Origin of the sequence: Bradyrhizobium sp. GCM10028915 (genome assembly GCF_042666195.1) — a bacterium.
GTDB classification, from domain to species: Bacteria; Pseudomonadota; Alphaproteobacteria; order Rhizobiales; family Xanthobacteraceae; genus Bradyrhizobium; species Bradyrhizobium canariense_D.
In genome coordinates this window covers 1-24,322 of sequence record NZ_JBHTFN010000005.1, presented here as the reverse complement: position 1 = coordinate 24,322, position 24,322 = coordinate 1, and the positions used below count along the sequence as shown (strand labels likewise).

Annotated in this window: 22 protein-coding genes; 5 read left to right on the top strand and 17 right to left on the bottom strand. The window is 64.9% G+C overall.

Going from position 1 to position 24,322, the window contains the following annotated elements:
- Positions 1-142: 142 nt before the first annotated feature.
- The 13 genes from lnt to murJ all read right to left on the bottom strand — a co-directional run bounded on the left by lnt (position 143) and on the right by murJ (position 12,549).
- Complete coding sequence (gene lnt / locus ACFQX9_RS03690) at positions 143-1,756, bottom strand: apolipoprotein N-acyltransferase (protein ID WP_377786653.1); 1,614 nt, start codon at positions 1,754-1,756, stop codon at positions 143-145.
- Entirely contained in the window at positions 1,753-2,871 is a 1,119-nt protein-coding gene (locus tag ACFQX9_RS03685) for a hemolysin family protein (protein WP_026233030.1), read from the bottom strand. Before ACFQX9_RS03685 ends, lnt begins: the two co-directional genes overlap by 4 nt.
- Before the next feature lies 1 nt (position 2,872).
- Positions 2,873-3,382 (bottom strand): rRNA maturation RNase YbeY, encoded by a 510-nt coding sequence (gene ybeY, locus ACFQX9_RS03680; RefSeq protein ID WP_377786651.1) that lies wholly within the window; start codon positions 3,380-3,382, stop codon positions 2,873-2,875.
- A gap of 61 nt (positions 3,383-3,443) precedes the next feature.
- Entirely contained in the window at positions 3,444-4,502 is a 1,059-nt protein-coding gene (locus tag ACFQX9_RS03675) for a PhoH family protein (protein ID WP_085385549.1), read from the bottom strand.
- A gap of 4 nt (positions 4,503-4,506) precedes the next feature.
- Positions 4,507-5,895 (bottom strand): tRNA (N6-isopentenyl adenosine(37)-C2)-methylthiotransferase MiaB, encoded by a 1,389-nt coding sequence (gene miaB, locus ACFQX9_RS03670; protein ID WP_085349873.1) that lies wholly within the window; start codon positions 5,893-5,895, stop codon positions 4,507-4,509.
- A gap of 192 nt (positions 5,896-6,087) precedes the next feature.
- Positions 6,088-6,768: an HAD family hydrolase gene (locus tag ACFQX9_RS03665; RefSeq protein ID WP_377786648.1), complete on the bottom strand. Its 681-nt coding sequence runs from the start codon at positions 6,766-6,768 to the stop codon at positions 6,088-6,090.
- Positions 6,769-7,224: a Fur family transcriptional regulator gene (locus ACFQX9_RS03660; RefSeq protein WP_007598312.1), complete on the bottom strand. Its 456-nt coding sequence runs from the start codon at positions 7,222-7,224 to the stop codon at positions 6,769-6,771. It abuts the gene before it with no gap.
- Between the two features lie 38 nt (positions 7,225-7,262).
- Entirely contained in the window at positions 7,263-7,745 is a 483-nt protein-coding gene (gene rimI / locus ACFQX9_RS03655) for a ribosomal protein S18-alanine N-acetyltransferase (RefSeq protein WP_018455811.1), read from the bottom strand.
- A complete protein-coding gene (gene tsaB / locus ACFQX9_RS03650) occupies positions 7,742-8,440 on the bottom strand; it encodes a tRNA (adenosine(37)-N6)-threonylcarbamoyltransferase complex dimerization subunit type 1 TsaB (protein ID WP_018455812.1) in 699 nt (232 codons plus the stop codon). Before tsaB ends, rimI begins: the two co-directional genes overlap by 4 nt.
- Positions 8,441-8,525: 85 nt before the next feature.
- Positions 8,526-9,095 carry a NifU family protein gene (locus tag ACFQX9_RS03645; protein ID WP_377786645.1) on the bottom strand — a complete coding sequence of 190 codons (570 nt, stop codon included), beginning with the start codon at positions 9,093-9,095 and terminating at the stop codon, positions 8,526-8,528.
- 174 nt (positions 9,096-9,269) lie between these two features.
- The gene (locus tag ACFQX9_RS03640; protein WP_377786643.1) at positions 9,270-9,764 is read right to left on the bottom strand and encodes a universal stress protein; all 495 of its coding nucleotides are present in this window, start codon (positions 9,762-9,764) and stop codon (positions 9,270-9,272) included.
- Positions 9,765-9,872: 108 nt separating this feature from the next.
- The gene (trpS, locus tag ACFQX9_RS03635) at positions 9,873-10,925 is read right to left on the bottom strand and encodes a tryptophan--tRNA ligase (RefSeq protein WP_377786641.1); all 1,053 of its coding nucleotides are present in this window, start codon (positions 10,923-10,925) and stop codon (positions 9,873-9,875) included.
- Positions 10,926-10,998: 73 nt separating this feature from the next.
- A complete protein-coding gene (gene murJ, locus ACFQX9_RS03630; protein WP_377786639.1) occupies positions 10,999-12,549 on the bottom strand; it encodes a murein biosynthesis integral membrane protein MurJ in 1,551 nt (516 codons plus the stop codon).
- A 125-nt stretch (positions 12,550-12,674) separates the two neighbouring features.
- Here murJ and ACFQX9_RS03625 point away from each other — a divergent pair, with 125 nt between their 5' ends.
- Entirely contained in the window at positions 12,675-13,676 is a 1,002-nt protein-coding gene (locus ACFQX9_RS03625) for an adenosine kinase (protein ID WP_018455817.1), read from the top strand.
- 133 nt (positions 13,677-13,809) lie between these two features.
- Here the strand turns inward: ACFQX9_RS03625 and ACFQX9_RS03620 are convergent, their stop codons facing one another.
- Positions 13,810-15,504: an AMP-binding protein gene (locus ACFQX9_RS03620; RefSeq protein ID WP_377786637.1), complete on the bottom strand. Its 1,695-nt coding sequence runs from the start codon at positions 15,502-15,504 to the stop codon at positions 13,810-13,812.
- A 79-nt stretch (positions 15,505-15,583) separates the two neighbouring features.
- The gene (locus ACFQX9_RS03615; protein ID WP_085385547.1) at positions 15,584-16,777 is read right to left on the bottom strand and encodes a serine hydrolase; all 1,194 of its coding nucleotides are present in this window, start codon (positions 16,775-16,777) and stop codon (positions 15,584-15,586) included.
- Positions 16,778-17,123: 346 nt separating this feature from the next.
- Between ACFQX9_RS03615 and ACFQX9_RS03610 the strand changes: the two genes are divergently transcribed.
- The 3 genes from ACFQX9_RS03610 to ACFQX9_RS03600 all read left to right on the top strand — a co-directional run bounded on the left by ACFQX9_RS03610 (position 17,124) and on the right by ACFQX9_RS03600 (position 19,895).
- On the top strand, positions 17,124-17,444 hold the full coding sequence (locus ACFQX9_RS03610) for a hypothetical protein (protein WP_007603877.1): 321 nt from the start codon (positions 17,124-17,126) through the stop codon (positions 17,442-17,444).
- Between the two features lie 122 nt (positions 17,445-17,566).
- The gene (locus tag ACFQX9_RS03605; protein ID WP_018455820.1) at positions 17,567-19,060 is read left to right on the top strand and encodes an NAD-dependent succinate-semialdehyde dehydrogenase; all 1,494 of its coding nucleotides are present in this window, start codon (positions 17,567-17,569) and stop codon (positions 19,058-19,060) included.
- A 115-nt stretch (positions 19,061-19,175) separates the two neighbouring features.
- Positions 19,176-19,895 carry a hypothetical protein gene (locus ACFQX9_RS03600; protein WP_377786634.1) on the top strand — a complete coding sequence of 240 codons (720 nt, stop codon included), beginning with the start codon at positions 19,176-19,178 and terminating at the stop codon, positions 19,893-19,895.
- Positions 19,896-19,906: 11 nt separating this feature from the next.
- On the opposite strand, the gene ACFQX9_RS03595 is transcribed toward ACFQX9_RS03600, so the two are convergent.
- Entirely contained in the window at positions 19,907-20,848 is a 942-nt protein-coding gene (locus ACFQX9_RS03595; protein ID WP_018455822.1) for a GlxA family transcriptional regulator, read from the bottom strand.
- A 221-nt stretch (positions 20,849-21,069) separates the two neighbouring features.
- On the opposite strand from ACFQX9_RS03595, the gene ACFQX9_RS03590 reads away from it, so the two are divergent.
- Positions 21,070-21,903 (top strand): alpha/beta fold hydrolase, encoded by an 834-nt coding sequence (locus ACFQX9_RS03590; RefSeq protein WP_377786880.1) that lies wholly within the window; start codon positions 21,070-21,072, stop codon positions 21,901-21,903.
- Here the strand turns inward: ACFQX9_RS03590 and ACFQX9_RS03585 are convergent.
- Positions 21,893-24,109 carry an SLC26A/SulP transporter family protein gene (locus tag ACFQX9_RS03585; RefSeq protein WP_377786631.1) on the bottom strand — a complete coding sequence of 739 codons (2,217 nt, stop codon included), beginning with the start codon at positions 24,107-24,109 and terminating at the stop codon, positions 21,893-21,895. The two genes, ACFQX9_RS03590 and ACFQX9_RS03585, sit on opposite strands and share 11 nt — an antisense overlap.
- Positions 24,110-24,322: the final 213 nt, after the last annotated feature.

The window sequence follows — 24,322 nt, the reverse complement described above, 5'->3', positions numbered from 1 at the left end:
CAGACCCTGTTATTGGGAAACATTGCGGAGAAATTTAGCAATACCCACTGTCTTTTGCAGCCGGTGCAGAATGAGGAGGCCGCGTGCAGTCTGTCAACCGTGGGACTACGGTTGTCAAAAGCTATCGGCCGCGGCTGCGTGATCAGGGACGCCGTTTGGCAACACGTCGGCGGACCGCCAGAAACACGGCGAGCGCGACAAACATGGCCGCGGGGACATCGCCCACGCGCGCATAGATAGTCGGCGGGATCGCGGCGGGCAGATTTGCATCCAAAATGCCTTCGATCCCGAGACCGAGGCTGGCGACGATGCGTCCCACCGGATCGATCACTGCGGAAACGCCGGTATTGGCGGAGCGAACCAGCGGCAATCCGAGCTCGATCGCGCGCATCCGCGCCTGTTCGAGGTGTTGGTAGGGACCGGTCGAAATTCCGAACCAACCGTCATTGGTGAGATTCACGATCCAGCCCGGACGTTCATTGCGTCCGGCCACCTCGCCGGGAAAGATTGCTTCGTAGCAGATCAGCGGCAGCGCGGACGGCGCGCCGGGGACCGGCAGCGCATGGCGCACGGTGCCGGCAATGAAGCCGCCGCGCACACGCGTGAGTTGCTCGAAACCGAGCTTCTCCATCAGGCCCTGGTAGGGAAGAAACTCGCCGAACGGCACCAAATGCAGCTTGTCGTACATAGAGAGCACGCTGCCGTCATGGTCGATCACGTAGATCGAATTATAGGCGCGTGTGATCGGCGTGCCCCGCGGCAGGTCGGGCGCGCGGACCGAGCCCGTGATCAGCACCGTGCCCTTGGGCAGAAGCTCCGCGATTTGCGCCATCGCATCGGCTTCGCGAGTCAGGAAGAACGGAAAGGCGGATTCCGGCCAGATCAGGATGGTGGCATCGCGCACGCCGGTCGATTGCGGTCCGGAGGCGCGGTCCGACAAGGCCAGATATTTCTTCATCACCTCCGCCTTGGCGGCGTAGTTGAATTTCGCGTCCTGCTGGAGATCCGGCTGCATCAGGCGCAATTTGGGGCCCGCGACCATCGTGGTCGGATGCAGCGACAGGCGGATCGCGCCGAAGATACTCATGACCAGCAGGAGCGCCAGGGCCGCGGCCGGTGCGCGCCACGCCAGGCGGCGATCGGGCGTGCGGTCGATCAGCGCCGCGGGGCTTGCGAAGATCGCAACCGTCAGGAACGTCATGCCCCACAGGCCGATCAGCGACGCCGTTTGTGCCAGCGGCAGCGGCTCGGACAGCGCATAGCCGAACGCGTTCCAGGGAAAGCCGGTCAGCGCATGACCCCGCAGCCATTCCGTGATGGTGAGGCTTGCCGCGAGCGCAAGCACGCGCGTCGCGTTCTTGGTCCAGAGCAGGCGGGCGAGCGCAAAGCCCATTGCCGTGAAGATCGACAGATAGGCCGGCAGGCCCAGCACGGCGAACGGCGTCAGCCAGGCGAATACATCGGCGTCGACGAAGAAGGCGTAGCCGATCCAGTAGAGGCCGGGCACGAAATAGCCGAGGCCGAACCAGTAGCCGGTAAGCGCCGCGGCGGGGACGCCGCGATATCGTCCGGCGCCGGTGCCGTCGATCAGCCAGACCAGCACCGGGAAGGTGACGAATAGCACCGGGAATACATTGAACGGCGCCAGCGCCAGCACCGAGAGCGCGCCGGCAGCCATCGCGACGAGCGCGCGCTTCCATCCCCAGGTCAGGATGATGGCAAGCGCGATCTGGCGAAATCGCTGGAAAGGGCTCACTGCGGACCGGTCCCGTCGCTTGGCGGCGGGGTGGGCGTGTCGCTGGCCGTCGGCTGGCTGCCATCCGGCGCAGCCTCGCGGCGCCGGCTCTCGCGCTGGGTGCGCGGCGCGGGGCGCTCCTTTCGCGTCGAGATCCGCAGTCGCTTGACCCGGCGCGGATCGGCATCGAGCACCTCGATCTCGTAATGGCCGGGGCCCGAGATCACCTCGCCGCGCACCGGCAGGCGCCCGACGAAGCTGACGAGATAGCCGCCCAGCGTCTCCACTTCCTCGCCGGCCTCGCCGGTGACGAAGTCCTCGCCGATCACGGTGCGGACGTCGTCGAGGCTGGCGCGGGCGTCGGCGATGAAGGCGTTGTCGGGCAGCCGCACGATCGAGGGCGGCTCGTCGCTGTCATGCTCGTCGTCGATCTCGCCGACGATCTGCTCGACGATGTCCTCGAGCGAGACCAGGCCGTCGCTGCCGCCATATTCGTCGACCACCAGCGCCAGATGGATGCGGGTGGCCTGCATCTGCGCAAGCAGGTCGATCGCCCGCATCGACGGCGGCACGTAGAGCAGCTTGCGGATGATGCGCGCTTCCTCGAGCGGCAGCGCGAGATCGACCGTACGCAGATCGAGCCCGGCCGGCAGCGGTTTCTTGCGCTTGGTTTTCGTGACCCCCGACACGCGCGCACGCGCGGTCATGAAGGCGAGCAGATCGCGGATATGGACGATGCCGACAGGATCGTCGAGCGTCTCGTTGTAGACCACGAGGCGCGAATGGCCGGCGCTCTCGAAACGGTCCATCAACTCGCCGAGCGGGATGTCGCGCTTGACCGCGACGATGTCGGCGCGATGCACCATGACGTCGGCGATGCGACGCTCGTGCAGGCCGAGGATGTTGCGCAGCATGGTGCGCTCGACCGTCGAGAAGCCGGTGTCGTCGGGCGTCGTGGCGTCGAGTACGACCTGGAGGTCGTCGCGCACCGAACCTGCCTTCCAGCCGAACAGGCTGCGAATGGCACGCAGCAGCCAGCCCTCCGCGGTCGGGCGCATCACCTCGCCTGAGGTCACCACGACCGGTAAATTGGCCGTGTTGCGCGGATTGTCGTGAGTCGGGTCCGAATCCGGCATCTCAATGCGTCCCTGGGCGGTCGGCATAGGGGTCGGGAATGCCGAGATGAGCCAGGATCTCTCGTTCGAGCGCTTCCATTTCCTCGGCGTCGTCTTCGTTTTCGTGGTCGTAGCCGACCAGATGCAGGAAACCGTGCACGGCGAGATGGCTCAAATGATGATCGAACGGCTTTTGTTCCTCGTCCGCCTCACGCCGCGTGGTCTCGTAGGCGATCGCGATGTCGCCCAGCATGCGCGGCGCATCGCCAGGCTTCCAGTCGCCTTCCGGCTGCAGCGCGGGAAACGACAGCACGTTGGTCGGCTTGTCGATGCCGCGCCAGTTGCTGTTCAGGATGCGGATGCCGGCATCATCGGTCAGCATCACCGCCACTTCCGCCTCCGCAACGTCTTCGTCGACATTCTCGGCGGCGGCCGCCACGGCGCGCTGGATCACGGCTTCGGATTCGGGCTCCCGCTGCCAGCAATCGGCGACGACGAGGACCTCGGTGATGGGAAGGTTGGGGTGTGACATTGTCCTTGTTCCGAACGAAGGGGCGCCGTGTCCGCGCCCATATGGTCCGGTTGCTGTCTCGTCAGGATTTACCGGCGGCCGGCCGCTGCGGCGACCCTTCGTAGGCGGAGACGATCCGCGCCACGAGCTCGTGGCGGATCACGTCTTCGGCCTTGAAATGAACTTGCGCAATGCCTTCGACGCCGCTCAGCAGGCGCGTCGCCTCGGCGAGGCCCGAGGTCTGGCCGTTCGGCAAGTCGATCTGCGAGGGATCGCCGGTGACGATCATGCGGCTGTTCTCGCCAAGGCGGGTCAAGAACATCTTCATCTGCATGGACGTGGTGTTTTGCGCCTCGTCCAGGATGATGGCCGCGTTGGTCAGCGTGCGACCGCGCATGAAGGCGAGTGGCGCGATCTCGATCTCGCCGGTCTGCAGCGCGCGCTCGACAATGCGCGCGTCCATCAGGTCATAGAGCGCGTCGTAGATAGGGCGGAGATAAGGATCGACCTTCTCGCGGAGATCGCCGGGCAAAAAGCCGAGCCGCTCGCCGGCTTCCACCGCCGGGCGCGACAGGATGATCTTGTCGACTTCCTTGCGCTCGAATAGCTGCGCGGCATGCGCGACCGCGAGCCAGGTCTTGCCGGTGCCGGCGGGGCCGATGCCGAACACCAGCTCGTGGCGCTTCAGCGCGCGGATGTAGGAATCCTGCGCCGCCGTGCGCGCACGCACCGGGCGCTTGCGCAGATTGATGCTGTCGAAGCTGGATTTGGCCGACTTGGCATCGAACTCGAACAGCGAGCCCTGCGCGATCACGGCTCGGATCGCGCCCTCGACCTCGCCCTGGTCGAGATCCTGTCCCTTCACGGCCTGGGCGTAGAGCGTCTCCAGCACCCGGCGCGCGGCATCGCAGCCGTCGCGCGAGCCGCCAATCGTGATGTGGTTGCCCTTGGAATCGACGACGACGCCGAGCCGCCGTTCGATCTGTGCCAGATGCTGGCCGTAAGGACCGACCAGCGCCGACGCGGCGCGGTTGTCGTCGAAGTCGATGACGACCTGGGTCTCGGGCGGAACCTGCATGTCGCGGTCAAATTTGCGGCTGGGAGCGATGGAAGAAGACGAATCCGATGCGCTTTTTGGCAAGGGTTCAGGCTCCAGTGGCGATGGGCGATAAAGCGGGCACGCGCGCCATGGCGAGCTCGCCGAGGAAGCTGTAGCGTTCGAGACTGTCGATCCGGACCGGCAGGATCTGTCCGATGATGTCGGGGGAGGCCATCACATGCGCGGGCTGGAGGAAGGCGGTGCGGCCGACGATCTGGCCGTCCTTGCGGGCCGGGCGCTCGAACAGCACATCGACCGTTGAGCCAATCGCAGCCTTGTTGAAGGCCGATTGCTGGCTGTCGATCAGTTCCTGGAGCCGCTCCAATCGCTGGTCCATCTCGGAGGGGGACACCGTCTCCTGCATGTCCGCGGCCGGCGTTCCCGGCCGGGCGGAGTATTTGAACGAATATGCCGCAGCGTAGCCGATTTGCGTGACAAGCGCGAGGGTCGCGAGAAAATCTTGCTCGCTCTCGCCGGGGAAGCCGACGATAAAATCTGATGAGAAAGCAATGTCTTGGCGTGCGGACCGGAAACGGTCGACGACACGCCGATAATCATCGGCGGTATGTTTCCGGTTCATGGCAGCCAGAATCCGGTCCGAGCCCGACTGCACCGGCAGGTGCACGAACGGCATCAAGGCATCGAGATCGCGATGGGCTGCAATCAGACTGTCATCGACATCGCGCGGATGGCTGGTCGAATAACGCAGCCGCGCGACGCCCGGGAGCGCCGCGAGGTGCTCCAGCAGCCTGCCGAGCGGCCAGCTTTTTCCGTCCGGTCCCTCGCCGTGATAGGCGTTGACGTTCTGTCCGATCAGCGTGAGCTCGCGCACGCCGTTCTCGGTGAGCCGCTTCACGTCGTCGACGATCTTTGTCACCGGCCGCGAGACTTCCGAGCCACGCGTGTAAGGCACGACGCAGAAGGTGCAGAACTTGTCGCAGCCTTCCTGCACCGTGACGAAAGCGGAAATGCCGCGGGCGCGGATCGCGCCGGGCTTGGGTTGGGCCAGGAAGCCGAACTTGTCCTGAGCCGGAAATTCGGTCTCGATGGCGCGGCCTTCATTGCCGGCGCGCTTCAACAGCTGCGGCAAATGATGATAGCTCTGCGGTCCCACCACGACGTCGACCGCGGGTGCACGGCGCACGATCTCCTCGCCCTCGGCCTGTGCCACGCAGCCTGCGACCGCGATCTGCATGGTACGCCCGTCGCGCGCGGCGGCGTCCTTGGCGACGCGCAGGCGGCCGAGCTCCGAATAGACCTTTTCCGAGGCCTTCTCGCGGATATGGCAGGTGTTGAGGATGACGAGGTCGGCGTCATCAGCGCTGGCCGTCTCCACGAATCCTTCCGGGGCCAGCGTGTCCACCATGCGCTGGGCATCGTAGACGTTCATCTGGCAGCCATATGATTTGATGTGCAGCTTGCGCGGCGGCGTCATGGAATCCGGAATTGAGGTGGAGGACCGCCCTCAGATATAGGCTGGGGAGGCGAAAATCCAGCGATTGGCGCCCTTTGGGCTGTCATTCCGGGGCGAGCGCTGGCGGGAAGTGCGGAATCCCGCCAAAACCTCGGGATTCCGGGCGTGTGCGTGTCCCGGCAGCCGCCAGCTGCACTCAGAAAATACCCTGAATCAGCCCGCCAGGGTGTCCGCCGCGACCCGCCGGACCAGCTCCGGCAATTGCCGCATATCGTCGAACGTCAATCCGGCCCCGGCGGCCCGGAGCCTTTCAGCGTGGCCCGGCGGGCAATGGCTGCCACCGTAAAAGCCCAGCACGGTCATCCCGGCGGCATGCGCGCCGGTCACCCCGGGGACGCTGTCCTCGATCACGAGGCACCGCTCCGGCGCGACTTTCATCTGCGCGGCGGCGAACAGAAAAAGATCGGGCGCGGGCTTGCCGCGCGCGACCTGGCTCGCGGAAAAGATGTTCGGCGCAAGCAGATCGTAGAGACCGGCGCAGGTCAGGCCATGATGGATCTTCTCCGGTGTGCCGCTCGACGCAACGCATTTGGGCAAATCGATTGCGCCAATCGCTGCGGCCACATGGGTGATCGGCTGCAAATCGCTGGCATAAAATTGCAGCGTCGCAGCATTCACTTGGCTTTCGAGATCATCGGGAAGATTGCGGCCGATCTCCTGTTCGACCATTCGCCGTGCATCTTTCTCGGATACGCCGAGGAAGCGGACCAGCACCTGCTCCGATGTGATCGGATAGCCGTGCCTCGACAGCACATCTGCATGCGCGCGACAGGAGATCACCTCGCTGTCCACGAGCACGCCGTCGCAATCGAAGATGACGAGATCGATCGCCACTTAACTTGTGGGTTTGTCGTCGTCGAGCGGGACGCAATAGAGTTCGAGCCGATGATCGACCAGCTTGTAGCCGAGCTTGCGGGCGATCTCCGCCTGGAGCTTCTCGATCTCCTCGGAGGTGAACTCGATCACCTTGCCGTCGCGCAGGTTGATGAGGTGGTCGTGATGGCTGTCGCGCATCTGCTCGTAGCGCGCGCGGCCTTCGCGGAAATCATGGCGCTCGATGATGCCCGCATCTTCGAACAGCTTGACGGTCCGATACACGGTCGAGATCGAGATCTTGTCGTCGACCGCGACACAGCGGCGATATAGTTCCTCCACATCGGGATGATCGACCGCCTCCGCGAGCACGCGGGCGATGACACGACGCTGCTCGGTCATGCGCATGCCTGTGGCGGCACAGCGCGCCTCGATGCCGGACGCCTTGGAAGCGGGGGAAGGTTTAAGACCAGTCATGTGATGTCCGCCTGACGGGGCGCTTTCTGCCATCAATGTTACGACAAGTCACGTCGCATCAGAAGTGCGTTCAATTGTTCCCCGTTCGGCTGCTTATAGTAGCGTTCGCGGCGTCCGACCACCATGAATCCGGCTCGGTCGTAGAGCCGCCGCGCCGGCTGGTTATTTTCCTCGACCTCAAGAAATATTGTGCGCACGCCGCGTCCTGCCAGGTGGCCGAGATGGGTCATCAGCAGCGTGCGAGAGAGGCCGCGGCCGCGATGGGCCTGATCGACCGCGATCGAGAGAATCTCTGCTTCGTCTGCGCCGATCCGCGACACCGCGAAGCCCACGGTCTTGCGGCCGAGCCGCAACCGGTGCACCAGCGTGTTGCGCTCGCTGAGCATGCTCTCGAACTCGCCTTCGCCCCAACCGCGCGCGAAGGAGGCGCCGTGGAGTTGCGCAAGCCGTGCGACGTCGCGCGCGACAGCCGGCTCGACGACGGCCGTACCGCCGCGCCACCATTCCGACAACCATTTCATCGTGAGCTTGCGGCTTGTGCTGCAAGCGGCAGTTGTGCGGGCGGCTTTGCGTCGGGCGCCCGCAGATAGAACGGCCGCGCCGGATTTGTCGCGGGATCGGCGGCGGCGCCAAGCCATGCGACCCAGCCGATGTCGGGCGCGGGCTGCGCGTCGACCGCGACCGGCTGCGGCATATCTTTCGGCCAGCGCTCGGCGAGGATCTTCGCGGCATTGCCGACCAGATGCGGCGCGCCGAATTGCGACGCCGCGATCGCCTCGTCGATGGGAGCGACGCCCGGCCGCACCAGCTGACTGCCGTCACCGGCCACGATCTGGAAATAGACGTGGTCGTGCCGCGCGTCGATCGCCGAGATCACCGGCGCCGCTCCGCTCTGGCCGACGACGGCGGCGGCATAGGCCGACAAGGTGGTCAGGCCGACGGCGGGCCGCTTCGCAGCAAGCGCAAGGCCGCGGGCGGCCGAAATGCCGACGCGCAGGCCGGTGAAACTTCCGGGGCCCATGGTGACCGCGATGCGCTCGAGCGCTGTGAAGGCGAGGTTGGCTGACTGCATCACGCGCGCGATCATCGGCATCAGCGCTTCGGCGTGGCCGCGCTTCATCAGAAGCTGCTCCTGCGCGAGGAGCTGGCCGGCATCGGTGTCGAGAACGGCAACCGCGCACGCTTCCAGCGCGGTATCGATGGCAAGGATCAGCATGGAACGATGGTAGCACCATCCGTCATGGAATGCTCGTCATCATGGCCGGGCTTGTCCCGGCCATCCACGCCTTTGCGGCCCCAGCCTACATCGGCCGGACTTCGACCACGTCGGGGACGAAGTGCTTGAGCAGGTTCTGGATGCCGTGCTGGAGCGTCGCGGTCGATGACGGGCAGCCGGCGCAGGAGCCCTTCATGTTGAGATAGACGATACCATCCTTGAAGCCGCGGAAAGTGATGTCGCCGCCGTCATTGGCGACCGCTGGCCGCACGCGGGTCTCGATCAGATCCTTGATCATGTCGACCGTCTCGGCATCGGCTTCGTCAAAGAACTCGTCCTCGTCGTCGAGATCGACATCGCTCGCGGCCGTACCGTCGGCGAGCAGCGGCGCGCCGGACATGTAGTGCTCCATGATGGCGCCGAGGATCGCGGGCTTGAGCTGTTGCCATTCACCGTTCGCCTTGGTCACGGTGATGAAGTCCGAGCCGTAGAACACGCCGGTGACGCCGGGGACTTCGAACAGCTTTTCGGCGAGCGGCGAGCGTGCGGCCGATTCGCGGTTGGCAAATTCCATCGGTCCGCCGTCGACCACGACGCGGCCGGGAATGAACTTCAGCGTGGCGGGATTGGGGGTGGCTTCGGTTTGAATGAACATGGTTTTCTCCAGACGTCGCCGGTTCAAGGCCGGCGCGTGCTCTATCCACTAGCAGATGGCGACGGCGAACGCACGGTCAAGGGGTAAGCTGGCCGTTCACCTGTTATATCAGCGGGTTAGGGTACCCGCTTCTTCCCTCTGCCGGCTAACGGGGCGAGGCGAACGAGCAGCAGTCTAGGACAGCGAATCCACGCTCTGGTCGCTGAGCGCGCCGGAAATGACCGTCACCGGCACCGGGAACGTGCCCAGCGCGTGCGCGAGCAGCGCGACCCATGGCCCCGGGCCTTCCGCGCCCGGGTTCGCGGCGAGCACCAGCATGGCGATGTCGGGGTCCTCGTCGATCACCGCCAGCAGCTGTTCCATCGCAGCGCCTTCGCGGATCACCCGTTCCGGCGTGATCGCGGCGATGCCGTTGGCGCGGCCGGCGGCACGGTCGAGCGCGGCTTCGGCCGCCTCATGCGCTTCGGCGCGCATGATGTCGGCGACCCCCAGCCATTCCTGGCTCTGCTGTTCGGGCTCGATGATGCGGAGCATCACCACGCCGCCACCGGCCCGAATCGCCCAGCGGCTGGCGTAATAGACCGCGCGATCCCATTCGGCGGTGTCGTCGACGATGACGAGGCATTTGGGCTTGTGACCCGGCTCGAAGCAAAGTCGCTTGCTGGTCATGCATGTCCCGGAATGTCCACGCTGACATGCTGCCACACTCCGTAGTACTTGGGGAGAGCAGAAGCGAGCCGGCGCCGTGGCGTCGGCCGCGTTTTCGCGAACTTATTATCAGCGCCGACGGATGAAGCCCACGATGTCCTTCGAGAGCGTCATGGTCTCGTCGGCAATCGCGCGCGCGCGGTCGGCGCCATCGTTCAGGATCGCGTCGATATGGCCGGGGTCGGCGACGAGGCGCTTCATCTCGCCGGCAATCGGCGCGAGCTTCGTGACGCACAAATCCACCAGCGCGTTCTTGAAGCTGGAGAACTGGCCGCCGCCGAAATCCCTGAGCACGTCGGCCTTGGAGCGGCCGGAGAGCGCGGCGAAGATACCGACGAGATTGTCGGCCTCGGGACGCGCTTCCAGACCCTTCTCCTCGGTCGGCAGCGGCTCCGGGTCGGTCTTGGCCTTGCGGACCTTCTGCGCGATGGTGTCGGCGTCGTCGGTCAGATTGATGCGCGAATTATCCGACGCATCCGACTTCGACATCTTCTTGGTGCCGTCGCGCAAGCTCATCACGCGCGTCGCCGGGCCCGTGATCAAGGGTTCCGGCAGCGGGAAAAACAGGCCGTCATTGGCGCCCTGGCTGCGGATCGAGTCGGCGAAGTCGTTGTTGAACTTCTGCGCGATGTCGCGCGAGAGCTCAAGATGCTGCTTCTGGTCCTCGCCGACCGGCACGTGGGTGGCGCGGTAGAGCAGAATGTCAGCCGCCATCAGCACGGGATAGTCGAACAGACCGACGGAGGCGTTCTCGCGGTCCTTGCCGGCCTTCTCCTTGAACTGGGTCATACGGCCGAGCCAGCCCATGCGCGCGACGCAGTTGAAGATCCAGGCGAGCTCGGCGTGACCCGAGACCTGGCTCTGGTTGAACACGATGTGCTTGCTCGGATCGATGCCGCTGGCGATGAACGCCGCGGTCACCTCGCGGGTGTTGCGCGCGAGCTCGACCGGTCCGCCCCAGACGTCCACGCCCTGCGTGATCGCGTGCATGTCGACGACGCAATAGATGCAGTTGTGGGTTTCCTGCATCTTCACGAAGTTGACGATTGCGCCGAGATAATTGCCGAGGTGCAGATTGCCCGTCGGCTGGACGCCCGAAAAAACCCGTTCAACGAATGGCATGGCAGCTTCCCTGCAAGATACGGGGCGTCGTTTCCAACAGCGGCGCTGCCCCGTCAAGGGAATTTCGCTGACTTCAGGCGCCGGGATCGGGCTGGGCGGGGCGCTTCAAGGCACCGGCCGCCTCGCGCCAGGACGCGACGCGGAGGATTTGCAGGAGCAAGCCATAGACGACGATTCCGGCGGCGATCTGTGATCCCAGCGCAATGAAGCGGATGAGCCCATGGGCCTGTGAAGGCAAGAGGCCCGCGGTCAGCCACAGCAGGCCGCCCATGGCGAGCGCGGCGAGCACGATTCGCGGCAGCCGCTTGCGGGCGGCGGCGTCGACCGAGAAGCCGAATTCACGCGTGCCTTTCCGGAGCAGCGAGATCGCACTGCTCCAGGCGCCGGCGGCGATGCTGGCGGCGATCCCGCTCGCGCCGAAGAAGTGACCGAGCAGGATCGCGAGCGCGACCGCGACCACGAACCCTTTGGCAGTCGCAAGCAGCGGCGTCATCGTGTCGCTGCGGGCAAAATAGGCCGGGGACAGCGCCTTGATCAGCACGTGCGCCGGCAGTCCCAGCGCCAGCCACATCAGGGCGCGCGCCGTGGCCGCGCTGTCCTCCGCGCCAAAGGCGCCGTGTTCGAACAGCAGCCGCACGATCGGCTCGGCCAGCACGATCAGGCCGAGCGTCGCCGGCAATGCCAGCCCGGTCGCGAGTTCCAGCGCACGCGATTCCGCATGCGCAACCGCGTCACGGTGACCGCTCCTCACCGCGCGCGTCAGCTCCGGCACCAGCACCGTACCCATGGCGACGCCGACAATGCCAAGCGGCAGCTCGATCAAGCGGTTGGCGAAATAGAGCCAGGAGACCGCGGCCGGCGTGGCGGAGGCGATGATCGCGCCGGCAACCATCAGCCATTGCGGGCCGGAGCTCGCGATCATGCCCGGGATCGCCTTGGCGAAGAAGCCGCGCATGTCCTTGTCGAAGCTCACGCGCAACGGTGTCGCCAGACGCGCACTTCGCTGCGACAGCAGCATCAGGAGCTGCAACAGGCCGGCGATGCCGACGGAGGCCGCCAATATCCACGCGGCGACGGTCGCGTCGACGTGCCACAGCAGGAGTGTTGTGATCGCAGCGATCAGGGCGATGTTGAACAGCAGCGGCGAGAACGCGGTGAGTGCAAAGCGACCCTGCGCGTTGAGCAGGCCCATCAGCACCGTGACGGGTCCCGCGAAGGCAAGATAAGGCAGCATCAGCCGCGCATTCTGGACGGCGAGATCGAGCGATGCGCTGCCGACGAAGCCCGGCGCGATGATCATGATGATCAGCCGCATCAGCAGTGCAATCACGATTGAGATTGCGATCAGGCCCGCGCTCACGGAGCTGAGCACGCGTCCCGCGAACGCCGCGGCAGCCGCCTCGCCGTCGCGGTCACGAACGCGCAGCCAGGCCGGGATCAGCGCCGCATTCAGGGCCCCCTCGCTGAGCAGGCGCCGCACCACATTGACGAGCTGAAATGCCGCCAGAAACGCGTCCGCCACGGCGCCGGTGCCGAGCAGCGCCGCGATCAGGGAATCGCGTGCAAAGCCCAGCAGCCGTGAAGCCAGTGTCCCCGTCGAGACGGTCAGGAAGGAGCGGATCATCGGAACTGCATAATACCGTTGCTTGCCCGCGAAGGGCCGGCCGTGATAGGCCGCGAGCCAGATTTCAGACCGACAGGAAGCGGATTTCCGCGGGTATCGCAATCCGCCAAACAGGATCAAGGTGAATGGCTGACGTGAAATATGACGTTCTCGGCATCGGCAACGCGCTGTTCGACGTGCTGGTCAAGACCGACGAAGCCTTTCTGGGCAAGCACGGCATGACCAAGGGCAGCATGTCCCTGATCGACGAGGCGCGGGCCGCCGCCATCTACAAGGACATGGGCCCGGCGACGGAAGTTTCCGGCGGTTCGGCCGCCAACACCATCGTCGGCATCGGCAGCCTCGGGGCGCGCGCCGCCTATGTCGGCAAGGTCAAGGACGACCAGATCGGGAAGCTCTACGTCCACGACATCCGCGCGGCCGGCGTCGCCTTCAACACGCCCGCGGCGAAGGACGGTCCTGCGACCGGCTGCTCCTACATCCTGGTGACTGACGACGGCGAGCGCACCATGAACACCTATCTCGGCGCCGCGCAGGACCTGTCGCCCGCCGACATCGACCCGGCCGAGATCGCCGCGGCCGGCATCGTCTACCTCGAGGGCTATCTCTGGGACCCCAAGAACGCCAAGGACGCCTTCGTCAAGGCGGCCAAGATCGCTCATGATGCCAAGCGCAAGGTGGCGCTGACGTTGTCGGATTCCTTCTGCGTCGATCGTTATCGCGACGAGTTCCTGGGGCTGATGCGCAACGGCACCGTCGATATCGTGTTCGCGAACGAGTCCGAGCTGCATTCGCTCTACCAGACCTCGGACTTCGACACCGCGCTCAAGCAGCTGCGCAACGACGTCAATCTCGGCGTGGTCACCCGCAGCGAGAAAGGCTGCGTGGTGGTGACGCCAACTGACGCAGTCGCAGCCCCGGCGTCTCCGATCGCGAAACTCGTGGACACCACCGGGGCCGGCGATCTCTTCGCCGCCGGCTTCCTGTTCGGTCTGGCGCGCAACCTGCCCCACAAGCAGTGCGGCGAACTCGGCGCGCTCGCGGCCGCCGAAGTGATCCAGCACATCGGCGCGCGTCCACAGGTGTCGCTGAAGGAGCTCGCCGGGCAGCGCGGGCTGACGTCTTAAGGTGGAATAGCCTCATCCTCGCTGTCATCGCCCGGCTTGGCCGGGCGATCCCGTACTCCGAGACGGTCGTGATTCAATCGAGAAGCTTCGGCGTACTGGATTCCCCGCCTTCGCGGGGAATGACAGCTGCGACTCACGCCGTCTTCGCGGCCTTCAGCCCAAGCCGTTGCTCCACGTCGTCGCGCATCAGGAATTTCTGAACCTTTCCGGTCACGGTCATCGGAAACTCGTCGACGAATTCCACGTACCGCGGAATCTTGTTGTGGGCGATCTGGCCGTCGCAGAAGGTGCGCACCTCTTCCTTCGTCAGCGTCTCGCCGGGCCTGACGCGGATCCAGGCGCAGAGCTCCTCGCCGTAGCGGGTATCCGCAACGCCAAAGATCTGCACGTCCTGAATCTTGGGATGGCGGTAGAGAAATTCCTCGATCTCGCGGGGATAGAGGTTCTCGCCGCCGCGGATCACCATGTCCTTGATGCGGCCGACGATGTTGCAATAACCCTGGTCGTCGATGATGGCGATGTCGCCGGTATGCATCCAGCCGTTGGCGTCGAGCACATCCGCGGTCTTCTCCGGCTCCTCCCAGTAGCCCAGCATCACGCTGTAGCCGCGGGTGCAGAGCTCGCCCCGTTCGCCGCGCCTGACGATCTTGCCCTCGAGATCGACGACCTTGACCTCGACATGCGGATGGATTCGCCCGACCGTCGAGACGCGGCGATCGAGCGGGTCGTCGACGGCGCTTTGGAAGCTGACCGGGCTCGTCTCGGTCATGCCATAGGCGATCGTGACCTCGCCCATGTTCATCTCGCTGTTGACGCGCTTCATCACCTCGATCGGGCAGGGTGCACCGGCCATGATGCCGGTGCGCAGCGATGTCAGATCGAAGTTTGAGAATTCGCGGTGGTCGAGTTCGGCGATGAACATGGTCGGCACACCGTACAGCGCGGTGCATTTTTCCTGCTCGATCGTCCGCAGCGTTGCCAGCGGATCAAACCCCTCGCCGGGATAGACCATCGTTGCGCCGAGCGTGACGGAGGCGAGGTTGCCCATCACCATGCCGAAGCAATGATAGAGCGGCACCGGAATGCAGATGCGGTCCTGTTCGGTCAGGCGCATGGCGCGGCCGACGAAATAGCCGTTGTTGAGAATGTTGTGATGGGTCAGCGTCACGCCCTTGGGCGATCCCGTCGTTCCGCTGGTGAACTGGATGTTGACGGCATCGTCGAATTGCAGCGAGGCACTGAGCGCGGCGAGCTGTTCGCGATGCAGGGTACCGCCCATGCCGGCGACCTCGTCGAACGGGATCGTGCCCGGGCAGGCGGGGCCGCCGATCTGGATCACGATGCGCAAGGCCGGCAGCCGCGCCGCGCGCAATTGCCCGGGCTTGGCGCTCGCGAGCTCCGGCAACAGCGTGTTGAGCATGTCCATGTAGTTGCTGGTCTTGAATGCCGTCGCGGTGACGATGGCGCTGCATCCGACCTTGTGAAGCGCGAATTCCAGCTCGCTCAGCCGGTAGGCCGGATTGATCGTCACCAGGATGAGGCCGGCCTTGGCGGCGGCAAACTGGGTCAGTGTCCATTCCGGCCGGTTCAGCGACCAGATGCCGATCCGCCCGCCCCGTTCGAGGCCGAGCGCGACAAAGCCGGCGGCGAGCGCGTCGACCCGCTGGGCAAACTCTCCCCATGTCCATCTCACGCCGTGGCTGGGCGAGACCAGCGCCTCACGATCGCTCCAGCGCCGCGCGGCCTGATCGAGGCTGCGCCCGATGGTGTCGCCGAGCAGCGGCGTGTCGGAGGTGCCGCAAACGTAACTGTCGGCTTTGTCTGCCAAGATCGTGTCCTCCAGTCAGGTGCGTGCACGGCCGGGACAACAAGCCCGGCCGTGACGCGTCGTGAGAGTCAGGCGCGCCTCACGCCGCCTTCTGCCCGCTTCCCGCATCGAGCCCGGCATAGACGCCGCGCTCGAAGCCGGCAAAAGCCTCGAGACACTTTGCGTCGGCGAATGGCAGCAGCTGCATCAGGATCACGCCGGTGACGTCGCGCGCCGGGTCGATCCAGTAATAGGTGTTGGCGAGGCCCGCCCAGGCGAGGCTGCCCGCGCTGCGGCCCTCGGCGGTCTTGGCGGTGTTGATCATGAAGCTGAGGCCCCACTTCTTCACCTGCTCCGGATAGAGATCGACGTCATTGGTGTACATCGGCGCCGCCGTGGTCATCTTGCCCATGGCGAGGTCGCCGATGTGGTTCTGCCCCATCGTCGCGATGGTCTCGGCCTTCAGCACCTGATTGCCGTTGCCGCGGCCCTTGTTCAAGATCATCTGGGTAAACCTGATATAGTCGGCCGCGGTCGAATAAAGGCCGCCGCCGCCCATGTGGAATTCCGGCTCCTGCTCGAGCTCGAACGGGATCGCGGCGAGCTGGCCATCCTCGCCGCGCGCATGCATGCCGACCAGACGCTTGCGCATGTCGTCGGTGATCTTGAAAGCGGTATCGCTCATGCCGAGCGGTGCGAACAGATTGTCGCGCAGATAGGCATCGAGGCGCTTGCCGCTGACGGCTTCCACCGCCTTGCCGACGAAATCGATATTGGTGCCGTATTCCCAGCGCGTGCCGGGGTCGGTCATAACCGGCGTCTTCAACGCCGCGTTCTGGCAGGTGGTGATGGCGGGGATGCCGGATTTCTCGAGATGGATCGCGAGATCGCCGTTCCACATGTTGTAGGCAAAGCCGGCGGTGTGGGTCATGAGCTGGCGCAGCGTGATCGGCCCCTTGGCCGGCCGCAGCTTGGCTTCGCCCTTGGCATCGAAACCTTCGAGCACCTGCGGCTTGGCGAGATCGGGCAACACCTCGCCGATCGGCGCATCCAGCGACAGCTTGCCTTGCTCGACGAGCTGCATCGCGCCCGCTGATGTCACCGCCTTCGTCATCGATGCGATCCAGAACACGCTGTCGGCGGTCATCGCATCCGGCTTGGACAGGTCGCGTTTGCCGAACGCGCCCTGATACAGCACCTCGGTACCGCTGGCGGCGATGGCGACGACGCCGGGAATCTCCCTGGCCTCGCTCTTCTGGCGCAGAATCTGGTCGATCTCAGCTTTGCCTTGCATCCGCGTTTCCTCCGGTTTGATTATTGTTGGAAGCGATCGATTGTCCTCCCGCGTGCGCCGCGCGGCAAGCACATCCGCGTACCTGCCGCGGTCGCGATGTCGTGACTTGACGGTCGGCTCCCCTCGCACGACGACAAGGCGGCTGACCTGCAACACTCCGTCACAATCTGTGGTGGATGGCCGCAACCAGCCGTGACCGTGGATGGGTGCTGGCGAGATGTTTCGACCGTTTGAAGCACTTGAAACATTTTGTGAGCTGCGGCGTTCAGCTCTCGGCCGATCGACGGTCGACGTTAAGACTTGATGCAAATTGGCGGCCGCCCACCGGCCGCGAGGGGGGACTCAGATGATTTCGACCTGGAGCGAATGGAAGCGCTATCCCCGTCCCGGACGGGGCGAGAATCTCGAAGCGCCGATCGCGCCCGGCATCTACGAGGTCCGCATCGCCGGCACCGGCGCACTTTATTCCTTCGGCGCTGTCGACAATCTGGCACAGGCGCTGGCGCTGCTGCCGGTCGGTTCAAAGTCCTGGTTCGGCCGCCGCAACGCGTCCGACGTTCCTGATCTCGAATACCGGACCTGCGCAACCTCCTCGAAGGCCGACGCCAAGGCCGCCGCCGAGCGCATGATCGGGCGGCGCGAGACCTATCTGAGCGGCGCGGCGTAACTCCGCCGTTCCGAGCCTGGCTCCCAGCAGATGTGCGTTGCGGGACGGTGCATTGCGCGCCGCGTCTCCCTATATTCCGGCCGAACCGGAACAGCCCGCAAAAGCCCCGCAGGAGCAACGCCATGACCCCGACCGCCGCCGCACGTGCCCAGCACGCCACGTCCAATCTGCGCGACCGGTTGAAGGACCCGTCGCTGCTGAAGGAGGCCTGCTACATCGACGGCACCTGGGTCGGCTCGCCGGTCTTCGCCGTCAACAATCCCGCAACCGGCATCGAGCTTGCAAAGGTTCCGCAGCTTTCGGCCGATGACGCCACCAGGGCGGTCGAGGCCGCCGAGCGCGCGTTCCCGGGCTGGGCCAAGCACACCGCCAAGCAGCGCTCCAATATTTTGCGCAAATGGTTCGAGCTGATCATCGCCAATCGCGAGGACCTCGCGCTGATCCTCACCTCCGAGCAGGGCAAGCCGCTCGCCGAAGCGCTCGGCGAGGTCGACATCGGCGGCGCCTATGTCGAATTTTTCGCCGAGGAGGCCCGCCGCGTCTATGGCGAGACGATTCCGACGCAGCGGCCGGATGCGCGCTTGCTCGCGATCAAGCAGCCGATCGGCGTCTGCGGCGCGATCACGCCGTGGAATTTCCCGAACTCGATGATCACACGAAAGGTTTCGCCGGCGCTTGCGGCCGGGTGCACCGTGGTGCTGAAGCCCGCCAATGAAACGCCGCTGTCGGCGCTGGCGCTTGCCGCGCTCGCGGAGAGAGCCGGCGTGCCCAAGGGTGTGTTCAACATCGTCACGGGCGATGCAGCGCCGATCGGCAAGGTGTTGTGCGAGCATCCGGCCGTGCGTTTCGTCGGCTTCACCGGCTCGACCGCGGTCGGCAAGATTCTCTACCGGCAGGCCTCCGTCGGCGTGAAGCGGCTCGGCCTCGAGCTCGGCGGCAACGCGCCGTTCGTGGTGTTCGACGACGCCGACATCGATGCGGCGGTCGACGGCGCGATCGTCTCGAAATACCGCAACATGGGCCAGACCTGCGTCTGCGCCAACCGCATCTACGCCCAGGACAAGATCTACGACGAGTTCGTGCAGAAGCTGTCGAAGAAAGTCGCGGCGATGAAGATCGGTGACGGTACCGAGAACGGCGTCACGCAGGGCCCACTGATCAATTTGAAAGCGGTCGACAAGGTCGAGCGCCATATTGCGGACGCCGTCAAGCGCGGCGCCAGGATCGTCACCGGCGGCAAGCGCAGCGAGCTCGGGCGTTCGTTCTTCGAGCCGACGGTGCTTGCCGACGTCGAGCCGGACTCGCTGGTGGCGCAGGAGGAAACCTTCGGCCCGCTCGCACCTGTGATCCGCTTCAAGGACGAGGCCGACGTCATCGCGATGTGCAACGCCTCGCCATTCGGGCTCGCCTCCTACTTCTACTCCCGCGATCTCGGCCGCGTCTGGCGCGTCGCCGAGGCGCTGGAATCCGGCATGGTCGGCGTCAACACCGGCCTGATCACCACCGAAGTGGCGCCCTTCGGCGGCGTCAAGGAAAGCGGCCTCGGCCGCGAAGGCTCGCATCACGGCATGGAAGAATATGTCGAGATCAAATATGTGATGATGGCGGGGGTTTAGCTGCTGGTCGCCGTGGCCTGAAACGCGGCATCTACGGCGTTCGCCGTCCTCCCGTGAGGGCCTAACGTTCTCTGCAGCAGGGCTCAATGCAACGGCCCCTACGCAGGAGAACGTGATGACCAAACTAAGTGAGCTGGCGATCGAAGCCCATGGTGGGCTTCAGCGCTGGAACCAGTTCGAGCAGGTCGCGGCCGACCTTCAGCAGGGGGGCGTGTTGTGGTCCTTGAAAGGGCAGCCCGAGACGCTTCAGCAGACCACCGTGACGGTTGGTCTGCGCCAGGAATGGGCGTCCCACTCGCCCTTCGGCGCCGAGCGCCGCCGTTCGCGGTTCGAGCCGGGGCGGGTCGCCCTCGAAGCGGCCGACGGCACGGTGCTCGACGAGCTTCGTGACCCGCGCAGCAGCTTTGCAGGTCATACTCTGCAAACGCCGTGGACCGATCTCCAGCTCGCCTATTTCGCCGGCTGCGCCATGTGGACTTACCTCAACACCCCGTTCGTGCTCGCCTGGCCGGGAGTCGAGGCAGAAGAGCTGGAGCCGGTGCGTACGAATGACGGGCTGTGGCGCCGTCTTGCGGTCCGTTTTCCAAATGACATCGCAACGCACAGTGCGGTGCAGACGCTCTATTTCGATGCGGACGGACTCTTGAAGCGGCACGATTACGACGTGGAGATCGCCGGCAATACGCCCGGCGCGCATCTGATCGATGGCTATGTCGAGGTCTCGGGCATCCGGTTTCCGACCAAGCGTCGCATTTATGCACGGCAACCCGACGGCAGCTTCAGCACCGAGCCGCTGGTCGTCTCGATCGATCTGTCCAATATCCGGCTGAGCTGATTTGAGGCACGTCAGAGCATGGCGAGTGGCCCAGCCTCCTTGCGGAAGGTCCGCGGCGCCTCGCCATGCACGCGGACAAAAGCCTGTCGCATGCGCTCACGGGTCGCAAAGCCGGTCTCGCGCGCCACGACCTCGATCGGCAAACGAGTCTGCTCCAGCATCAGCTTCGCGGATTCGAGGCGCAAGGCTTCGACGGCCTTGGCCGGCGTCGTGCCGGTCGCCGAGCGGAAGAGTCGCGTGAATTGCCGCGGGCTGAGACAGGCGGCGCGGGCCAAATCCTCGATCGTGAGGCTCTCGCGCAGGTTTTGCCGGGCGTAGTTCAGGGCCTTCTGGATCCTGTCTTCGCTCGTTCCGACCTCCAGCAAAACCGAATGCTGCGATTGTCCGCCGGGGCGGCTGTGGTACATGACCATGCCTTTGGCCACGGAGCGAGCCCTCTCGGCACCGAGGTCTCGTTCGATCATGCCGACGACCATGTCGGTGCCGGCGCTCATGCCGGCAGACGTCCAGATCTGGCCGTCGGCAATGAAGATCTTGTCGGCGTCCACATTGCAACCCGGGAATCTGGCCTGCATCTCCTGTGCGTAGCGCCAATGCGTGGTCGCTCGCCGCCCGTTCAACAGCCCGGCGTCACCGAGCACGAACGAGCCGAGACAGATCGACGAAACCCGCCGCGCATTCCGGGCCGCTGCGCGAAGCAGTCGGACGAGGCCGGGTGATGAGGTTGGAATGTCGAGGCCCGCCGCGACGATGAGGGTGTCGAAAGCGGCCTGATCGAAAGGCTCCGTCATGACTTGCATCCCAGCAGACGAGGTGACCAGCCCGCCGTCTTCCGAGAACGCACGAACATCGTAGATTTTTTCTCCAGCCTGCTTGTTCGCCACGTCGAAAGCGGCGACGGCGCCGAAACAGACGGCTTGGAAGCTCGGAGACAGAACCAAGCCGATTCTCATGATGACTCCTGGATGCGACGGACCACCTGTTTGTGCGCCTGCTCCCCTCGCCAATTGGATGGCCGAAATGATGGCATCTACGTCCTGTCGATGCCGTAAGCCGGCTGATACGTCTCCACCCTCGAGCGCGGGAAGACGACATACATATGGCGAGCGTCATATATGGAGTGCTCGCCGTCGTGCCAGCAGCCATCCGTGCACTTCAAGAAAAAGGAAAAGGCATGTCCCTTGAAACGGCGCGAACGGAATTCATCGAGGCCGGCGGTATGCGCTTTGCCTTCAGGCGCCTCGACCCGGCAAAGGGTATGCCACTGGTCCTGCTTCAGCATTTCACAGGCAACATGGATTCCTGGGATCCGGCCGTGGTGAACCGGCTCGCGGAAACCAGGCCGGTCATCGTTTTTAACAATGCGGGCGTCGGCACGAGCTCCGGCGCGACGCCGGACAACGTCGAGCAGATGGCGGCGGATGCCGAAACTTTCATCAGGGCGCTCGATCTCGGTGAGGTCGATCTTCTCGGCTTCTCGCTCGGTGGCATGATCGCTCAGGTGCTCGCTGCCCGGGGGACGGGGCTCGTCCGCAAGATGATCGTGGCGGGAGCGGCGCCGCGCGGCGGCGAGGAGCATCTGATGGCCGTCGTCAACGACGCCTTTGCCCGTGGGGCTGCCGATGTCAGGCTGCCGCTGTTCTTTACGCCCTCCGAGGCCAGCCAGCGCGCCGGTAGGGGCTTTATCGCGCGAGCGACTGCGCGCGCACAGGACCGGGATCCCGAAAGCGGAGACAGTGTGAGCGAACCTCAGGCGAAGGCGATCATCACCTGGTGTGCCCGCAAGGACGAGGCGTCCATCCTCCGCGCAATCGCGCAGCCCACCTTGATTGTTCACGGCAGCGACGATTCAATGTTCCCGAGCATCAACGCCTACAACATGTTCAAGGCGATGAGTGATGCGCAGCTCATCCTGTATCCCGACTCCGGACACGGCGCACCTTTCCAATACCCGGATTTGTTCGTAGCACATTGCAGAACGTTTCTGGATGCGAGGGCTACCGCCTGAGCACCGCGATCGTGCGGTTCGCAAAGGTCAGCCGCTCCGCCATGACCGACACGAAATAGGTCAGCAGCTTGTGGCTGAGCGCTGGATCCTCGGTCTTGATGGCGTCGAACTGGTGCGTATTCAGCACGTAGAGCACGCTGTCGACCTCGGCCTGGATGGTCGCGCTGCGCGGTGTCTGTGACACCAGCCCCATCTCGCCGATCGTGGTGTAACGGCCGAGGCTGCGCACGCGTGTGGTGCGGTCGTGATCGGCCGGGATCATGATGCCGACGCGGCCGTCGAGGATGAAATGCATGGAATCGGCGGGGGCGCCGGCCTGCACGATGACCTCGCCGGCTTCGACCTCGATGCGCTGGCAGCGGCGGATCAGCTCGTCGGCGCCGTCTTCGCTGCCGAGCATTCGCGTGAACCAGTCACGCAGGCTGGCTTCTTCCTGCGCCAGCTCCTGATGCTGCGAGATGAGCTCGTTCTCGCACCATTCCAGCGCGCGATCGAGCTCGGGGATGATGGTGACGCCCTCGCCGACGAAGTCGCTGGAGCGCAGCACCTTCTCGGCCGCAGCCGACAGATGCACCAGGATCAGCTCGACTCCGAGATCGCCGGCGCTGCGCTTGATCTGGGCGAAACTATAGGCAGCCGATGAATCCACGCCGGTGACGAGCTTGAAGTCAAACAGCAGATAGCGGCACTCGGGGCGTTCCTGCAGCAGCTGCTTGACGTGCTGGTAGAGCCGGTTGGCGGAGCCGAAGAAGAGATAGCTCTGGAGATTGAGGCCCTGGATCTTGCCCCCGTGGGCAAGCAGCACGTCCTGGTCGTCGCGCGAGCGGTCGAGCGAGGAGCGGTACTCCGAGCCGTCGAAACTGTATTTGATCGACTCGACCCGCGCGGCGCTGAACGCAAACGTCGCGCAGCCGATGATGACGCCGATCAGGATGCCCGGAACGAAACCCCAGGCCACGATGATCGCGATGATGGCGATCAGCGAGAGATATTCGAGCTTCGACAGCCGCTTGCGCGACTCGATGATCCATTTGTGCAACTGGTCGGCGCCGAGATAGAGCAACAGCCCGCCGAGCACGCATTTGGGGATGAAGCCGAGCAGCTCGGGTGCGACGGCAAGCACCAGCAGCGACAGCGCTGAGGCGGTGAGGCCGGACAGTCGCCCGCGGCCGCCGCTGCTGAAATTGAGCATCGAGCGGCTGGTCGAGCTGCAACCGGGGTAGCCGCCCAGCATGCCGGTCAGGATGTTGGCGGCGCCGGTGACGTTCAGCTCACACTCCAGATTGGCTTCGCGATGCGTGGCCACCTCGATGCCGGTGGTGTTGAACAGCGTGCTGGAGGCCGTGACGAAGATGACGGCGACGACATTGCCAAGCAGGTCCGGTATGGCAAACCAGGGATAGCGGGCGAGATCGTCGGTATGCCAGGGCAGCATGAAGACCGCTTGCGGCGGTGGCTGAAAGGTCCAGCCCAATGTGCGCGCCTCATCGAAGGAAACGCCGGTGATCCAGAACGCCAGATGCGCGGTGAGCACGCCGCCGACCAGGATGATCGGCAGTCCGAACGGGCTGCGCGAGCGGTGCCAGGTGAGATACAGCACCAGCGCCATCGCGCAGGCGGCACCGAGCTCCAGCAGGATGGTGCGGTCGGCGAAGTGCGACAGCGTCGTGAACTGCAGCGGATGGTCGGTGATCACCCGGACCGCACCCATGACGATGAGAAGTCCGGTGGCGCCGAGGAAGCCGCCGACCACCGGATAAGGCACGTAACGGATGGCGCGGCCAAGCCGCGTCAGGCCCAGTCCACACAGCACCAATCCTGTCAGCATCGTCGACAGGCCGAGCGTGATCAGGATCGGGGACAGCAACGGCGTCGACAGGTTCGCCGTCTCGATGCGTTCGACCACCGAGGCCGCCAGGATACCCGTCACCGCGGCGGTCGAGCTGTCGGGGGCTGCAATCGCGAAGGGCAGCGAGCTGCCGAGCCCGACGACGGCCGCAAGCACCGCGGAGCTGACGAAAGTGGCCGTGATGCCGTAGGACAGGTAGGGCGACAACGGCCCCGCGAAGATCAGCAGCGCGTAGGACAGTCCGAACGTGACGGTCAGGACGCTGGCGGCGCTCCCGCCCAATATATCGTTCAGCGCGCGCTTGAGGGCCGGATTGAGCCCGGTCGACGGAGTGAAGCCAATCGCTGGATCTGTCACGCCGTGCCACTCGCTGAGTATTCCCCTCCGAGAGGTAGACGACTGGAGACTTAGCGCAACAAGATTCTTGCAAGCCGGATGGAAGAAACCGAAGCGCCCGCCATTCGGTGTCGTCCTGGCGAAAGCCAGGAGGTGGATTCACACTCGAAGTGCAACAGTTGAGAGGAGAAGGCCTCGGCCGGGGTTCTGAAGTCAAGGCATTTGCGCGGGGTG

Excerpts from the sequence above, each read along its gene's own strand:
- ACFQX9_RS03685 (WP_026233030.1), bottom strand. The coding sequence starts at position 2,871 with ATGCCGGATTCGGACCCGACTCACGACAATCCGCGCAACACGGCCAAT.
- ybeY (WP_377786651.1), bottom strand. The coding sequence starts at position 3,382 with ATGTCACACCCCAACCTTCCCATCACCGAGGTCCTCGTCGTCGCCGAT.
- miaB (WP_085349873.1), bottom strand. The coding sequence starts at position 5,895 with ATGACGCCGCCGCGCAAGCTGCACATCAAATCATATGGCTGCCAGATG.
- ACFQX9_RS03660 (WP_007598312.1), bottom strand. The coding sequence starts at position 7,224 with ATGACTGGTCTTAAACCTTCCCCCGCTTCCAAGGCGTCCGGCATCGAG.
- rimI (WP_018455811.1), bottom strand. The coding sequence starts at position 7,745 with ATGAAATGGTTGTCGGAATGGTGGCGCGGCGGTACGGCCGTCGTCGAG.
- tsaB (WP_018455812.1), bottom strand. The coding sequence starts at position 8,440 with ATGCTGATCCTTGCCATCGATACCGCGCTGGAAGCGTGCGCGGTTGCC.
- ACFQX9_RS03645 (WP_377786645.1), bottom strand. The coding sequence starts at position 9,095 with ATGTTCATTCAAACCGAAGCCACCCCCAATCCCGCCACGCTGAAGTTC.
- ACFQX9_RS03640 (WP_377786643.1), bottom strand. The coding sequence starts at position 9,764 with ATGACCAGCAAGCGACTTTGCTTCGAGCCGGGTCACAAGCCCAAATGC.
- trpS (WP_377786641.1), bottom strand. The coding sequence starts at position 10,925 with ATGCCATTCGTTGAACGGGTTTTTTCGGGCGTCCAGCCGACGGGCAAT.
- murJ (WP_377786639.1), bottom strand. The coding sequence starts at position 12,549 with ATGATCCGCTCCTTCCTGACCGTCTCGACGGGGACACTGGCTTCACGG.
- ACFQX9_RS03625 (WP_018455817.1), top strand. The coding sequence starts at position 12,675 with ATGGCTGACGTGAAATATGACGTTCTCGGCATCGGCAACGCGCTGTTC.
- ACFQX9_RS03615 (WP_085385547.1), bottom strand. The coding sequence starts at position 16,777 with ATGCAAGGCAAAGCTGAGATCGACCAGATTCTGCGCCAGAAGAGCGAG.
- ACFQX9_RS03610 (WP_007603877.1), top strand. The coding sequence starts at position 17,124 with ATGATTTCGACCTGGAGCGAATGGAAGCGCTATCCCCGTCCCGGACGG.
- ACFQX9_RS03605 (WP_018455820.1), top strand. The coding sequence starts at position 17,567 with ATGACCCCGACCGCCGCCGCACGTGCCCAGCACGCCACGTCCAATCTG.
- ACFQX9_RS03600 (WP_377786634.1), top strand. The coding sequence starts at position 19,176 with ATGACCAAACTAAGTGAGCTGGCGATCGAAGCCCATGGTGGGCTTCAG.
- ACFQX9_RS03595 (WP_018455822.1), bottom strand. The coding sequence starts at position 20,848 with ATGAGAATCGGCTTGGTTCTGTCTCCGAGCTTCCAAGCCGTCTGTTTC.
- ACFQX9_RS03590 (WP_377786880.1), top strand. The coding sequence starts at position 21,070 with ATGTCCCTTGAAACGGCGCGAACGGAATTCATCGAGGCCGGCGGTATG.